Annotated in this window: 11 protein-coding genes; 5 read left to right on the forward strand and 6 right to left on the reverse strand. The window is 59.4% G+C overall.

From position 1 onward, the window contains the following. Positions 1-42 precede the first annotated feature (42 nt). The 5 genes from QUV18_RS06580 to QUV18_RS06600 form a co-directional block, all read right to left on the reverse strand. Complete coding sequence (locus QUV18_RS06580) at positions 43-2,379, reverse strand: Tex family protein (RefSeq protein WP_300892706.1); 2,337 nt, start codon at positions 2,377-2,379, stop codon at positions 43-45. A 260-nt stretch (positions 2,380-2,639) separates the two neighbouring features. Beyond that, complete coding sequence (locus QUV18_RS06585) at positions 2,640-4,256, reverse strand: ABC transporter ATP-binding protein (RefSeq protein ID WP_300892707.1); 1,617 nt, start codon at positions 4,254-4,256, stop codon at positions 2,640-2,642. Next, on the reverse strand, positions 4,249-5,103 hold the full coding sequence (locus QUV18_RS06590; RefSeq protein WP_300892708.1) for an ABC transporter permease: 855 nt from the start codon (positions 5,101-5,103) through the stop codon (positions 4,249-4,251). Before QUV18_RS06590 ends, QUV18_RS06585 begins: the two co-directional genes overlap by 8 nt. Next, positions 5,100-6,080, reverse strand: coding sequence for an ABC transporter permease (locus QUV18_RS06595; protein ID WP_300892709.1), 981 nt, complete (start codon positions 6,078-6,080; stop codon positions 5,100-5,102). Before QUV18_RS06595 ends, QUV18_RS06590 begins: the two co-directional genes overlap by 4 nt. Before the next feature lie 76 nt (positions 6,081-6,156). After that, positions 6,157-7,755 carry an ABC transporter substrate-binding protein gene (locus tag QUV18_RS06600; RefSeq protein ID WP_300892711.1) on the reverse strand — a complete coding sequence of 533 codons (1,599 nt, stop codon included), beginning with the start codon at positions 7,753-7,755 and terminating at the stop codon, positions 6,157-6,159. Between the two features lie 185 nt (positions 7,756-7,940). Here QUV18_RS06600 and QUV18_RS06605 point away from each other — a divergent pair, with 185 nt between their 5' ends. The 5 genes from QUV18_RS06605 to QUV18_RS06625 all read left to right on the forward strand — a co-directional run bounded on the left by QUV18_RS06605 (position 7,941) and on the right by QUV18_RS06625 (position 14,174). Then, entirely contained in the window at positions 7,941-9,419 is a 1,479-nt protein-coding gene (locus QUV18_RS06605) for an aldehyde dehydrogenase (protein ID WP_300892712.1), read from the forward strand. Beyond that, entirely contained in the window at positions 9,416-11,122 is a 1,707-nt protein-coding gene (locus QUV18_RS06610; RefSeq protein WP_300892713.1) for a thiamine pyrophosphate-binding protein, read from the forward strand. The genes QUV18_RS06605 and QUV18_RS06610 overlap by 4 nt, the downstream gene beginning before the upstream one ends. Before the next feature lie 36 nt (positions 11,123-11,158). Next, positions 11,159-12,511, forward strand: a complete 1,353-nt coding sequence (locus QUV18_RS06615; RefSeq protein WP_300892714.1) for an FAD-binding oxidoreductase — start codon at positions 11,159-11,161, stop codon at positions 12,509-12,511. Continuing rightward, positions 12,484-13,323 carry an IclR family transcriptional regulator gene (locus QUV18_RS06620; protein ID WP_300892715.1) on the forward strand — a complete coding sequence of 280 codons (840 nt, stop codon included), beginning with the start codon at positions 12,484-12,486 and terminating at the stop codon, positions 13,321-13,323. Before QUV18_RS06615 ends, QUV18_RS06620 begins: the two co-directional genes overlap by 28 nt. 74 nt (positions 13,324-13,397) lie before the next feature. Next, a complete protein-coding gene (locus tag QUV18_RS06625; protein WP_300892716.1) occupies positions 13,398-14,174 on the forward strand; it encodes a hypothetical protein in 777 nt (258 codons plus the stop codon). On the opposite strand, the gene QUV18_RS06630 is transcribed toward QUV18_RS06625, so the two are convergent. Beyond that, complete coding sequence (locus tag QUV18_RS06630; protein WP_300892717.1) at positions 14,165-15,544, reverse strand: aminotransferase class III-fold pyridoxal phosphate-dependent enzyme; 1,380 nt, start codon at positions 15,542-15,544, stop codon at positions 14,165-14,167. The two genes, QUV18_RS06625 and QUV18_RS06630, sit on opposite strands and share 10 nt — an antisense overlap. Positions 15,545-15,680 lie beyond the last annotated feature (136 nt).

Genomic DNA, 15,680 nt, shown 5'->3' on the forward strand with positions numbered 1-15,680 from the left:
CCGACAGGATGCCACCTGGCAAGCGAATGACCTCTCTGAGAGTTACTTCTTCTCCATTGCCTCGCGAAGCGCAGCGCCGAACGATCCCGTCGAATCCGGCTCCGCGCGTGTTTCGTTCTCCTTTTTCGAACGTTTTTGCTTACCAGGGCCCCGTGGCTTCCCACGACTCCCTGCGGGCGGATTTCCGGACTGGTCGTGGCCCCCCTTGGGCTGGTCGGCTTGTTTGCGCATGCTGAGTCCGATCCGGTTTCGCGGAACATCGACCTCCATCACGCGCACCTGGACGACATCCCCGGCCTTCACCACCTCGTGCGGATCCTTGACGAACCTGTCCGCCAATTGGCTGACGTGAACGAGGCCGTCCTGGTGGACCCCGATATCCACGAATGCACCGAAGGCGGCGACGTTGGTGACGGTGCCTTCCAGCCGCATGCCGGGCTTAAGGTCAGTGACCTCGTTTACATCTTCCGCGAACGTCGCTGTCTTGAAGGAGGGTCGCGGATCTCGTCCGGGCTTTTCCAGCTCGCCAAGGATGTCGCGAACAGTGGGCAGGCCGAAACGGTCATCGACGAACCTCTCGGGCTCAACGCGCCGGAGGGTTTCCGGGTTGGACTGAATGGCGCGGAGGTCGCGCCCGCAGGCAATGACGATCTGTCGAGCAAGGTCATAGGCCTCCGGGTGAACTGACGAAGCATCCAACGGCTCCTTGCCATCCCGGATCCGCAGAAAGCCCGCGCATTGTTCAAAGACTTTGGGTCCCAAGCGGGGAACCTTGAGGAGTGCGTCGCGCGTGCGGAACGGACCATGTTCGTCCCGGTAGGCCACGATAGCCTCCGCGAGACCCGCGGTGAGACCCGAGACATGGGCCAGGAGGGGTGCGGAGGCTGTGTTCAGGTCGACACCGACGGCATTCACTGCGTCCTCCACAACAGCATCCAGGGCCAGGGAGAGGCGCTTCTGATCGACGTCGTGCTGATATTGCCCGACACCGATCGCATTTGGCTCGATTTTCACCAGTTCGGAGAGCGGATCCTGCAGCCTGCGGGCGATAGAGACGGCCCCCCGCAGCGAGACATCGAGGTCGGGGAATTCTTTCGCGGCGTTCTCTGAGGCGGAGTAAACCGACGCCCCGGCTTCGCTGACGATGACTTTCGCGGGCTTTGCGGTGCCTTTCGGCATAGATACGAGCGCGTCGGCAACCATCTTGTCGGTCTCCCGCGACGCGGTGCCGTTGCCTATCGCGATGAACGCTATACCATGGCGCTTGACTAGTTCGACGATCTTCGCCTGTGCCCCGCGCAGATCCTTGCGGGGCTGAAACGGGTAGAGCGTGTCGGTTTCCAGAACTTTTCCGGTCGCGTCAATGACGGCAGCCTTCACGCCGGTACGGATGCCCGGGTCGAGCCCGAGGGTCGGCTTTGCGCCGGCAGGAGCTGCCAACAGCAGATCCTTGAGGTTCCGAGCAAAGACCGCGATCGCCTCCTCGTGCGCCCGGGCACGAAGATCAGCAAGAAGGTCAGTCGTGAGCGTCAAGGAGATCTTCGACTTCCAGGCATGACTGGCGGCCTCCCGGAGCCATTGATCTCCAGCCCCCGTGCCGACGGGCTCAAGTGCCTTGGCAACCATGGCCTCACAACGAGGCTTGCCGATCTCAATGTCCGGACCGATATCAAAGCGGATCACGCCCTCGTTCACGGCGCGCATCAGGGCCAGGGCACGGTGCGCAGGCATGTCGGCCCATTTTTCCGTGCGATCGAAGTAGTCAGCGAATTTCGCGCCCACCGCCTCCTTTCCTTTGATGACCTTCGTCGTAACCAGGGCCTCCTTTTTGAGGTAGTCGCGAAGCTTCTTCCGAAGTTCCGCCGTCTCGGCGAGCTCTTCGACGATGATATCCCTTGCGCCGCTAAGGGCCTCCTCCACGCTGGGGACGTTCTCATTGATAAACCGAGCAGCAATCTGTGCCGGGTTGGCGCTGCGGTCCGACAAGATGGCATCGCGCAGTGGCCCCAACCCGTTTTCACGCGCAATCGTCGCCTTGGTGCGACGCTTGGGTTTGTAAGGCAGGTAGATGTCTTCCAACTCGGATTTGGTCTTGGCGTTGGCAATGGTACGCGCCAAGGCATCGGTGAGCTTGTCCTGCTCGCGGATCGATTTGAGGATTGCGTCTCTGCGATCGTCCAGGGCCCGCAGATAGACAAGGCGTTCTGACAATGTGCGAAGCTGGGTGTCATCGAGGCCGCCGGTGGCCTCTTTCCGGTAACGGGCGACAAAGGGAACCGTTGCGCCGTCGTCGAGAAGGGTTACTGCGGCCGCGACCTGGGCAGGGCTGGCGGCAATTTCCTGGGCAATAGTCTGAGCAATACGGGCGGCTTGATCCATGGAGAGAATTTCGATCCTGATTCGAGGTGTCGCAAGGCACCCCCGTCGGAGGGGCTTGTGTGGGTCCTGCAGGATATTGTCTCCTGCTGCCCTCGACCAGAGGCGTTTTCGGGAACGGAAGTGGCACTTGGTGCCATGTCGTTCGAGGTCCCGGAAAAAAGCGGTTACATATCACGCAAATTCCGCGCAGACCCATTCAGCTTGAGACAAGATATCATTTCATTGCCGGACTTCGACTTATTGGACATTCCTTGCCCCGATCAGGAACGTCGAAACTGTTCCAGCCATCCTGAATCTATTTCTGGGACGGATTTGACTAGCTTTTCCGTGTAGGGCTCGAAAGGCGGACTGAACACGACATCGCGTGAACCTCGGTCGACGATTCTTCCCTTGCTCATCACGATAACCTCGTCGGATATAGCCTTGGCTGCCAACACGTCATGCGTAATGAAGATATAACTGGTACCCATTTCCTCCTGCACCCGGTTCAAAAGACGGATGATATCCTCTTGCACAAGTTGATCCAGGGCCGACGTGACTTCGTCGCAGATCATGATTTCCGGCTCGGGCGCCAATGCGCGTGCAATGCAGACCCTTTGCTTTTGTCCTCCCGATAATTCCTCCGGGTAACGTGAGGCAAGCGACGGGTCCAGTTCGACCATCGAGAGCAGTTCCTCCATCCTGCGACGCGCCTTTTCTCGCGGCAAACCCGTAAACCAACGCAGGGGACGCAGGATAATCTGACCGACGGTCTGCCGCGGGTTGAGGGCCGTGTCGGCCATTTGAAAAATCATCTGTACATGGCGAAGCTGTTCCTTGTTCCTGTTCTTCAAGTGGAGTGGAAGTCGCTTTCCGGCCAGCGTAACCTGTCCCTCCACATCTTTGACCACTCCCGAAATGCATCGTGCCAAGGTAGATTTGCCGGAGCCGGATTCTCCCAGAATCGAGACGGTTCGCCCCACCGGAACCGTAAGGCTGACATTGTCGAGCGCCTTGAACTTCCCGTAATAGGCCGTGAGGTTCTCGATGGTCAGCCTTGGCTCCGCCCCGATCTTTGCATTTCGTTCAATGTTCCTGACGGCCCAGAGAGATCTGGTGTATTCTTCCTTGGGCGCGTTAATCATCTCTTGTGTTTCGGCCTCTTCAACCTCCTTGCCATGGCGCAAGACCTTGATCCGGTCTGCCATCTGGGAAACGACGGCAAGATCGTGACTGATGTATATGGCACTGCTGCCCAGCGTGCGCATCGCGTCCTTGATCGACAGCAGCACTTCGACCTGCGTGGTGACATCAAGTGCCGTCGTCGGTTCGTCGAAAACTATGAGTCCCGGCTCAGGAACCATCGCCATGGCCGTCATCACCCTTTGAAGCTGACCGCCTGAGACTTGATGCGGAAACCTCGAGCCAATGGTTTCAGCCCCGGGAAGGCGGAGCGTGCCAAATAGCTTGATCGCATGACGGCGCGCCTTTGTACCGTTCCAGCCACGCTTTACCAACGAGGTTTCAATCGTTTGACGGATCAAGCGATGTGCAGGATTGAAAGCGGCGGCCGCCGACTGTGCGACGTAGGTCATACGATTGCCGCGAAGGCGATTCAGCGTCTTAATGCCCGCGGCCCTCAAATCCTGCCCCTCGAACAGGATGGTTCCGCCCGATATCCGGCAGCCAGCCCGCGCATACCCCATGGAAGCCAGGCCCAGACTTGACTTTCCTGCCCCGGATTCGCCGATAAGGCCGAGAACTTCGCCAGGATAGACTTTTAAATCCACCCGGTCGACGATGGTGGTCCATCGATCGTTGCTGAACCCTTCGATGACCACGCCTTGCATATCCACGAGCGGCTTGATCTCATTCTGGGCGGCAGCGTGATTATCCATTTGGTGTATCTCCGTCAGACAACAGGAACCAGTCGACAAGCGCGTTCACGGAAACAGTAATCAACGCGATCACGATGGCAGGCACCAAGGGTGTGATACCGGCGCGCAGGTCGAACCGTGCAAACTGGATGAGGTTTGCATTCTCGCGAACCATCGACCCAAGATCGGCAGTGGGCGGCTGGACCCCCACCCCCAGGAACGACAGCGCAGCGATTGTCAGGAATACGAAGCAAAAGCGAAGACCGAATTCCGAAAGCATGGGGGCGGTGATATTCGGCGCCACTTCGCGCAGCATGATCCAAGGCAGGCGCTCGCCGCGCAACCGGGCGACTTCCACGTAGTCCTGAACGACAACACCGTAGGAAACCGAGCGGGCCAATCGAAAGACCCGGGTGGATTCCAGCACTGCGATCACCACGATCAGATTCCAGATCGTGGACCCGAAAATAGACAACAGCATAAGCGCGAAGATCAGGCTGGGGATGGCCATAAGCACATCTGTAAGGCGCGCCAGAAGCTGATCAAGCACACCGCCAAGGATCGCTGCTATCAGGCCAAAAATCCCCCCGATCACGAATGCCAGCACCGTCGCGAGCAGGGCGATCAGGATGGAGTTTCGTGTTCCGTAGAGAAGTCGCGTGAGTATGTCCCTCCCGATCTGATCGGTCCCGAGCCAGTGCTCGGGGCTCCACGGGGCGAAAGGTTCGGGAAAAACCTGTGCCTCGCCATAAGGGGCGATCCATGGTGCGAACACGGATGTAAGCACCAACACCCCCAACAGAGCGCAAATAACGGTCAGGCGACCATGATTGAATGCAAGAGCCATGGTTTTCACGAGGGTACTCATTTTGGATGCAGCAGCCGCGGGTTGGTCATGATCGCGATGACATCGGCCAGAAGGTTCAGGACGATATACGTTCCCGCAAATACCAGGGCGCAGGTCTGTACGACGGGAATATCGCGCGACGTCACTGCATCGACCATCAACTGGCCGATACCCGGATATGCAAACACCACCTCCACCACGACCACCCCAACGATGAGATACGCCAGGTTGAACGCGATGACAGTCGCGATTGGCGCCCAGGCGTTGGGAAGTACATGCACCAGCACAATCCGCCGGCGGGAGAGCCCTTTGAGTTTGGCGGTCTCGACATATGGCCGGGCCATCAGGTCATTCAGGGCCGCCCGTGTCATTCGCATCATATGCGCCATGATCACGATCGTCAGAGATGCCGCCGGCAGGGCCATGCGGCTCAGGCGTTCGTCCCAGGCCATGTCCGGCGACACGTTCGCTAGTGCCGGAAAGACCGGGAAGAGCGACGCAAGAAGAAGTATCAATGCATAAGCGATAAGGAATTCCGGGAACGATATCGCGCCCAGGACCGTCCAGTTCAGGGCACGGTCGAACCATGTCCCGCGATACAAAACCGCGGCGAAACCCAGGCCAAGGGCAAGCGGCACGCTGATCGCGGCCGTGAGCCCCGCAAGCAAAATGGTATTGCTCATTCTCGGCGCCACGAGGTCGACGACGGCTCTTGAGCGGTCATAGCCGGACGAGGCCCGACCGGAGAACGACTGGCCGAAATCACCCTGTAGCGCATTCAAAAGCCAGTCGAAATAACGCACGAAAACCGGCTGATCCAGCTGGAGTTCAGCTCGGAAGGCACGCACGGTCTCTTCGGTGGCGGATTGACCCAGCACGGCTTGGGCAAAGTCGCCGGGCAACAATTCCATTGCGCCAAAGATCACCATGGACGTGATGAGCAAGGTTACGATGCCAAGCAACAGACGCCCGGCGACGATTTTGGAAAGCGCGATCATGACTCAGCTTCGGTTTGTGGTATCAACGGCGATTTAAGGCCCGGCGCCGGTTCACAGCGCCGGGTCGGCGCGAGCCCTATGCGAACCACCAGCGTTCCGCGATCTTGTTGCCGTCGAGATCCCAGTTGGCTGCCACTTGCTCGTCATGGTCCAGCTTGTTGCTCGCGGCCATGATGTAATTGGCGAACATCGGCACGATCACCCCGCCGTCATCCCGCACGAGCGTCTGAGCCTCGGTGTAAAGCTGTTGCCGCTTGCCGGTGTCGAGCTCTGCCCTCGCCTGTTTGACAATCGAGTTGAATTTGTCAGCCGCCGGCGTATCCCGCCACGCGGTATCGTTCCACTCGGTGTCCGCCGTATAGGCCGTCGAGAACATCCAATCCTCGGTAGGGCGTCCGCCCCAGTAGCAGGCGCACCAGGGCTTCTTGTTCCATACGTTGGACCAATAGCCATCTGTCGGCTCACGAACGACTTCGATCTCGATCCCGGCTGTAGACGCCGAGGCGGACAAAAGCTGCGCGGCATCGACCGCACCTGCAAAGGCGGCATCCGATACGTGCAACTGCACCGGCCCGGCGTGGCCGGATTTTTCGAAATGGTGCCGCGCACGATCCGGATCGTAGCTGCGCTGTTCCAGATCGTCGGCATGGTAGGCATTCGCCACGGCAATGGGGTGATCGTTACCCAAGACACCATGACCAAGCAGTATCTTATCCAGCATTTCCTGCCGATTGATGGCGTATTTCATGGCCAGCCGCATATCGACATTGTCGAAGGGCGACGAGTCGAGACGCATCGGAAACGTGTAATGCTGCGTACCGGTAACCTCGAGGATGCTCAGGTTTGGGGCCCGGCTCATGATGCTGACCGTCTTCGGGTCGACGCGATCAATGACGTCGACATCGCCGTTCAGAACCGCGTTCTGCCGTGCGGTCACGTCAACAAGTGAAAGGATGGTTACGGAATCGAAATGCCCGCGTCCTTCCTTCCAGTAATTCGGATTTCGTGAAAACTCCGCACGAACCCCCGGATCGAAGCGATCAAGCTTGTAAGCCCCTGTCCCGACACCGCCGGTGGCATCGATCATTCCATCTTCAGACGGCAGGATGACCAGGTGGAAATCGCTGGTCAGAAAGGCGAAGTCGGCGTTCGGCTCCGAAAGTTCGAATACGACACCGTCTTTTCCGTCACGGCGCACGCTTTCGACCGAGGACAATAGCCCTTTGGCGGCCGAACGCGACCCGTCGCGAATGTGGTGCTCGAAGCTGGCGACGACATCGTCTGGTGTCAGCGTTTTCCCGTTATGAAACTCGACCCCTTTGCGAAGACGGAAATACCAGGTCTTGCCGTCCTCCGTTTCATGTTGCTCGGCCAGCTCATTCACCAGCGAGCCATCATTACCAACTTCCATGAGGTTGTTGGCATAGGTGTAATTGATGTTGATGGTCATGCCATGTTCGGTCGTCGCCGGATCCAGCGAGTCAGTGGTTGACCCGAACCCGGTTCCGACGCGCAGATGCCCGCCCGACTTTGGTGACGCAGCCCTGGCCGACCCCGGCAGAATGCCCTGCACGGCGGCGAAGGCGCCAAATCCACCAGCACTTTTCAGAAGGTCGCGCCGACCAAAATTCCGTGCTCCGCCGATCACCGACGATGCTCTGATCTTACCGTTCATATCCGAAGCTCTCCCTATTTTGTGATTCTTGATCAAACATCATTCATTCTTGATCATATAATGTCAACGTTCGTTTCCCTTGCACTCACCCCGCAAGCACCGATTGACATCACCGCAAGCAAGTATCACTAATTGAGATTAGTTGCGTTTTTTGGAATCAAAGGCAAGGGAAAATGACGAAATCAATGACAAACCACCGACACCTGCTCGACACCCTGAGGATACAGGACAAGGCAATCGTCGGAGGAGACCTGTGCCAATCCCTGTCGGGCGAATCGTTCAAAGTGATCGACCCTTCGACGGGCAAGGCCCATGTCGACATAACCCACTGCGGGCCGGAAGATATCGACCTTGCTGTAAAGTCTGCGCGCCGCGCTTTCGAGGCGGGGGCATGGTCCCGGATCTCGGCGACGGAACGCAAGACCACCCTTATGCGCCTCGCCAGCCTTATGCGCGAACATGCTGAAGAACTGGCATTGCTGGAAACACTCTGCGTCGGCAAACCCATAAACGATGCGCGCAGCGTTGATATCCCCGCGTCCTGCAACACACTGGCCTGGTTTGCCGAAGCAGCCGACAAGGTTTACGGCGAAGTCGCGCCCTCCGATGACAACTCCCTCGGTTTTGTCGAGCATGAACCGCTTGGGGTCGTCGGGGCCGTCGTCCCTTGGAATCTCCCCTTGCTGATGACCATCTGGAAAATCGGCCCGGCACTGGCGACCGGAAACAGCGTCATCCTGAAGCCGGCGGAACAATCCCCCTTGTCGGCGCTCCGGCTCGGCCAGCTGGCCCTGGAAGCGGGCATCCCGGAAGGCGTGCTGAACGTCGTGCCGGGCTACGGGGAAACCGTCGGGAAGGCGCTCGGTCTTCATCCCGGCGTCGACGCCATCGGCTTCACCGGATCGGCCGAGGTTGGCAAGCTCTTCCTCACCTACTCGGGTCAGAGCAACATGAAGCGCATCTGGCCCGAATGCGGGGGGAAATCGCCTCACATCGTCACCCGGAACTGCAAAGACTTGAAAAAGGCGGCCGCGGCCGTGGCGACCGGCATCTTCTTCAATCAGGGCCAGGTGTGCAACGCCGGTTCACGTCTGCTGGTGGACCGTCAGATCAAGCAGGAATTCCTCGCCCTCGTCCGCGAGGCCTCTTCAGACCTGATACCCGATGACCCGTTCCTGACCACAACCAAGCTTGGCGCGATTGTCAGCCGCCCGCAAATGGAACGCGTTCTGTCGTACATCGAAACAGGTCGGAACGAGGGCGCAGACCTCGTGATGGGTGGCAAACAGGTCCGCCAGGATAGCGGCGGCTATTTCGTGGAACCGACGATTTTCGACAATGTCACGAATAACATGACGATAGCCCGGGACGAAATCTTCGGCCCCGTCCTCGCAACCATCTCCTTCGATACTCTGGATGAAGCTATCGCGATTGCCAACGACAGCATCTACGGCCTCGGCGCCGGCATCTGGACGGATGACCTGGACGAGGCATTGACGGCCTCGAAGCGGCTGCATGCCGGTACCGTCTGGATCAACAATTTCGACGATGCAAACGTCACGGTGCCCTTCGGCGGCTTCAAACAGTCCGGCTTCGGGCGTGACAAGTCCCTGCACGCCCTTTCGAAATATACCGACTTCAAGACCACTTGGATCGCAAAATGACCAAGGATGCCCCCTCGATGAACCTCTCACAAGCCATCGCCGACATCATGGCCATGAGCGGCGCCAAGCATATCTTCACGCTGACCGGCGGCCCGCAGGAGCCATTGATCGAAGCAAACCGGCGACATGGCATCAAGCCAATCCTTGCCCGATCCGAGCGATCTGCCTTCGCAATGGCGGATGCCTATGCCCGGATGACGGGCAAGCCGACGTTCGGCACGGCCCAGGCAGGATGCGGCACCTCTGCCCTGCCATTCGGCATGGTCGATGCCTATTGGGCCAAAAGCCCGGTCATCGCCATCAACAGCGCGGCCAATTCCTCTACGGCACTAAGCCACGACTACCAGGAGCTCGACCAGATCCCATCGATGAGGCCGGTGACGAAATGGTGCGAAATGCTGCCTTCTCCGGACCGGATTTTCGATGTCCTGCCCATGGCCATCCGCGCCGCTCTTTCGGGGAATGCCGGCCCCACCTACCTTGGCATCCCGATGGACTGGTATACACGCGACGTGAATGGCAACTGGCTGCAGGAATTCGCGATCAGCTCCCTTCAGTCCCACGCTTGCCCCGCTGATCCGGATGATGCCTGCCGGGCGGCGCAACATCTCGCATCCGCAGAGCGCCCTGTCATTCTCGCCGGCGGCGGGATTCTCGCCGCACACGCCTGGGATCGTTTGACAGATTTCGCACGGCGCTTCGGCATACCCGTAGCAACCACCATGTCCGGCAAAGGCGCATTTCCGGAAACCGACGCCCTTGCCCTCGGCGTGTCCGGGCGGTACGGGCGTAGCGCCGCCAATGCAATCATCGCCGAAAGCGATTGTGTTCTGGCAATCGGAACACGCATGGGATCAATGGGCACAGACAGCTTCGCATGTCCCACACGCGATTGCCGGATCGTTCACATCGATATCGAACAGACGAATTTCGGCCGGACATATCCCAATACGGTTGCCTTGCTGGCCGACGCAAACGCCGGTCTTGAGGTCCTTCAAAGCGCGATGGACGGCGTGACCCAAAGGGATCGAACATCATGGCTGGACGCCGTCAGGGGTGCCATGGCCACCTGGCGCCGTAAATACAAGGCATTCGCCGACACCCCGTTGCTTGGCGGTCGCCTGAACCCGGTGTCTGTCATGCAGGTCCTCGATGCGACGCTGAAAGATGACGTCATCGTCTCCGATACCGGCTACATGGCGGCTTGGGCGGCGACATTGATGGATCAGCACACGCCCGGCCGCCAGCACCTGCGCGCCGCAGGGTCGCTTGGCTGGGCGTTTCCCGGCGCGATGGGAGCCAAGCTGGCGACCGGAAATGACCGTCACGTGGTTTGCATAACCGGCGACGGCGGCCTCGGCTACCACCTCGCCGATCTCGAGACCGCGTGTCGGCTGAACCTCCCGACGGTGACCATCGTGATGAACAATGCCGGGTTCGGTTTTTCCTATGACGCACAGCGGCAAGGATCCATTGGCAACGCATGCCTGCACGAGATCACCGATTTCGAGGATAACGACTTCTGCGCAATTGCCCGGGCGTTCGGCGCGCATGGCGAAACGGTAACCGACTTGTCGGACCTCCAGCCGGCCATTGAAAGGTCAAAGGAATCTGGCCGTCCCGCCATTCTGGACGTGAAGGTGTCCCGCGAGATCGGCCCGCCGGTAGCACGGTTCGCAGAAAGCTCCGCGCACGGGCTTTGAAGCCCGGCAAATGCCAAATCGAGCGTTGAGGTTGGAATGCTAGGCCAGGATATCGAAGTTAAGAACGCGTCAGTCACCTCTGCCGCCAGACGCCTGTTGAACGGCGACTTCCGGCAAGAGCCTTACTGGTGGACGGCCGCGCCGCCAGAGGAGTTTTCAGACGGCTTCCCCGACTCTACGGATGTTCTGATCGTCGGAAGCGGCGTAACCGGGACAAGTGCTGCCTATCATCTGGCCAAGCTTGGCCACCAGGCAGACGTCCTCGACGCAAACCTGATTGGCAGCGGAGCAGCAAGGCGCAACGCCGGATTTCTCAGTCGGACGCTGAAAAAGACATTCACAACCCTCGCCAGATCCCACGGCGAGGGTTTCGCGGACGCCGCCTTCAAGGAGGTCAATCATGCCTTTGATTTCGTAACCTCATTGATCCGGGAACTGGAGATCGACTGTGCCCTGGAACCCTCGGGGCGCCTCGTCATGGCCACCTCCCCCGCTCATCTCACCATGATGATCGACACATTCAATGACCTGCATCGACAGTACGGAACACCTTACGAGGTTGTTTCGGAAGCCGATATCCACCGCGAGGTCGGAACGACCCATTACCACGGTGCCGTATTGATCCCCGGCCTCGCCAAGTTTCACCCCGGCCTCTTTCATTCCGGGTTCGTCAATCGTGCCCGAAGTGCCGGCGCGCGCTTCCACGCCCGCACGAAGCTGGAAAGACTGAAGCAAACCGGGAACGGGTTCGTGGCCCACACAACGCGTGGAACCATTCGGGCGCGCCAGGTGCTCATCGCGACCAACGGCTATAACGACAACGAAATGCCGTGGCTGAAACCGCGCCTGGCGCCTTTCAGCGGCCACATGCTCGCCACCGAAGAACTGTCGCCGCAACTCCTCCGGCGCCTGCTGCCGACAAACAGGGGATGCACCGACAGCAACACCAATCTCGATTACTTCCATCTGGCACCGGGCGAGAACCGGCTGTTATTCGGCGGCAGAACCGGTGCGACCCCGGAAATCCCCTTGGACATGGCCTGGTATCTGCACCGAAGAATGTGCCGGGTCTTTCCCGAACTCGAGGATGTAAGGGTCAGTCGCCTATGGTCCGGCAAATGTGCAGGCACGTATGACCTGATGCCCCATGTGGGAGAACGAAACGGGGTGTTCTTCGCATCCGGGTACAACTTCGCGGGCACGCCGATCGGCGCGCTCTTCGGCAAGAAGGTTGCCGATGCCGTGGCGACCGGGAAAGCGGTGGATTCGATCTTCGCCACGACCAGGATGCCCCGCTTTCCCCTGCCCGTTCGCCGTTGCGGCGGCGTCAGAATTGTGATGACCTATCTGGACGTGAAGGATTGGTTGATCGCGCGAGGAATTTTGTGAAAAGTGACGGACCCGAGGAAACATCTGGCGACACACCACTGGAACGCTATCTCCGGGTGCTCGAATTTGTATCGGGGCTTTCTGACGGCGCAACCGCCAATGAAATTGCCACGCACCTGAATCTCCCGAAGCCAACTGTGCACCGGTTGGTGCGCGCGTTGGCCGCGTCCGGCGCGTTGAAACTGTCGGAAGAAACACCGCTCAAGTATGTGCTCGGGCGCCGCGTTCTGGATCTCCTCCATGCAGGGGCAACAGCATCCTGGCTCAGCAGCATGAGCAAACCGGTCCTGGAAAAGCTTGCGGCCCAAAGCGGTGCAGCCTGGTTCGTGGCTGAACTGAAAGACGGAAAGATCCAGAGCATCTGCTTCGCCGCCCCGAATACCGAGGTCCAAGCCTACGTCATCCCGGGTGCCCCCGTCGTGCCTCACGCCGGTGCCAGCGGCAAAGCCATTCTCGCGCATCTCTCCCCGGCGGAGCGTAAATCCCTGCTCGGCGCCCGTTTGACCCGACTGACCGACGCGACGATTGTCGATAAAGCAGCGCTCGACCGCCACCTCGAAGAAGTGCGCCGAAGGAACCTCGCCATCTGTGACGAAGAAGACCTTGAGGGGTTCGCCGCGATCGCATCGGCGCTCGTGACCGACAATTTCCCGGTGAAGTTCGCGATCTGTGTCACCGGCACGCGAAGACGCATTCTCGGTGACGCACGGCAGGAACTGGAAGCCATGGCGCAAAGCGGCGCATCAAGTCTGTCCGCAATGCTCGAAACCCGGCTACGCGGCGAACTGAACCCCGAATCCGTCCTCCAGTAAGACCACCAAGGTTGTTCGACGCACCGTTCGATGATATCACTTTTCGAGATTTAACTCGAAAAGTGAGGAATCCAATGTTCAAGCCGGATGGAAATGGTCGCAGGGCACGTATCGGAATTCTGGAGGCGCATCTCGACCCGGTGCCGGAGTCGGAAATGCGCATGCTCACGCCTTCCGGCGTGTCCATCCACACGACCCGGGTTCCTTACGGTCTGAACGCCGGATCCTCCGAAACGGTCGACCGGGCAAGCGCTGCATCCTATGTCGCGCCGCCGAAAATCGATGAAGCGGTCGGGCTGCTGGCCGCGCTTCGACCCAACGCGATTGCCCACGCGTTCACGTCCAGCAGCTATCTTCTCGGCAAGCAGGCCGATCTCGCCCTGCGGGACCGGCTGACGGACGCCGGCGGTGGCATACCGATCGTCATTCAGGCATTGGCCATTGTTGACGCGCTCGAGGAGCTGGGCGCCTCCAGGATCGCTCTCTTCCACCCGCCCTGGTACCAGGAAGATGTCGACGCGCTCGGTGTCGAGTACTTCCAGTCTCACGGCCTTGACGTCGTTCAACACGGGGTAGCGAAGATCGAAAGTGAATTCTGCGACGCCAAGTCCCATGATGTGTACACATGGTGCACCGAACAGACCTGTGACGCCGCACAGGCGGTGGTTCTGGGCGGCGCCGGTTTCCGTTCCATCGGGGCGATCGATGCCATCGAACAAACCCTTGAACGGCCAGTGGTGACGGGCAACCAGGCGACGTTCTGGCGCGCCCTGCACCATGCGGACATTCATGATGCCGTACCCGGATATGGAAGACTGTTTCTCCGGCACCCGGCCCGAGATCACAGGTAAGAGACCATTTCCTCGGAAACCCGTTTCAATGTGCGACCCAACCGGTCGCACAATTCCTCGGCCTGCGACCTGGACGTAATCAGGGGCGGTGAAATCATCAGCCATTCCCCAAAGACCCCACCGGACGTCCGGCGCGCGTAAAGGGCAAGGCCCTCTTGCATGCCGATTGCAACCGTGCGGCCAATCACGTTGGCATCCGCCGGAAAAATGGACTTGGTCTCTTGATCCTGCACCAGTTCCACCGCCATGAGCAGCCCCTTCCCCCGTACGTCGCCAATGATGGGGCATTCCTCGGCAACGCCCCACAAGCCGGCTTTCAGGTGCCTCCCCACGGCTTCGGCATTGGCAATGAGCTCATCTTCTTCGAGGACGGAAATGACTTCGGACGCAACGGCGCAGGAAAGCGGATTGGCGGCGTACGTATGTCCATGACTGAAACCTCCGCCGTTGACGACCGGCTCGACGATGCGATCGGGCGCCAGCACGATACCCAACGGTGTGTATCCCGCCGCGACACCCTTCGCCAAAACAACGATATCCGGGCGGCAATCGGGCCAGTGATGCGCCGCAAGAAAGGCCCCGGTCCGGCCCGCGCCGCTCATCACTTCGTCAAAGATCAGGAGAATGCCGTAGCGGTCACAAATTTTTCTAACCTCGCTGTAGTAGATGTCCGGCGCGACTAGCGCCCCGGTCGCAAGGCCGCCCACCGGCTCCATCAGGAAGGCCAGGACCTTGTCTCCCCCGACTCGTTCGACCTCGTCGGCGATGGCCTGGGCACAGTGACGCGCATAACTCTCCGGCGAAAAGTTATCCGGAATTCTGTAGGTAAAAGGCGCCGGAACAAGAGGTTGGGGGTTCATCAGGTCGGCAAACAGCTTGCGCGACATCGCATCTCCGGTAACCGCGGCCGCCCCCAGGGTTGCGCCATGATAACTCGGGTTCCTCGCCAGAACGATGGATCGGTCCGGCTGCCCGATGGCCTCCGCGTACTGTTTGGCGAGCTTGATTGCAGCTTCGATGGCTTCCGAACCGCCCGACACCACGTAAGCCTGGTCGAAACCGTCCCCAGCAAGCGCGGTAACCTTTTCAGCCAGTTCGCGGTTCGGAGCATTCTCGAAATGTGCTCTGCTTGCATAGGCGACTCTCTCGGCCTGCCGCGTCATCGCTGCGATGACACGCCGGTTCGCGTGCCCGATGTTGTTCACCACCGGACCGGACGAGGCGTCGATGTACCGGGCGCCATTCGTGTCCCAAAGGTAGATACCCTCCCCATGAGATATTTCCGGCAAGGAAGATGCCCCGTTTGAGAGATAGAAACGTTGGATGGCTTTTGACGGGTAAGACATGACCGCATTCTCGTTTTTCAACATTATTTTCATTTATCGGAATCTATCATCATAAAGTCAAGCAACCAGAGCCATCGACCACATGATTTCCGCACCCAAAGGCCTATGCCCCACTGCGGTCATTTTCATCCTGGAGAAAATGTCGAGGGCGCCCGAAACG

Source organism: Roseovarius sp., from assembly GCF_030373445.1.
Lineage (GTDB): Bacteria > Pseudomonadota > Alphaproteobacteria > Rhodobacterales > Rhodobacteraceae > Roseovarius.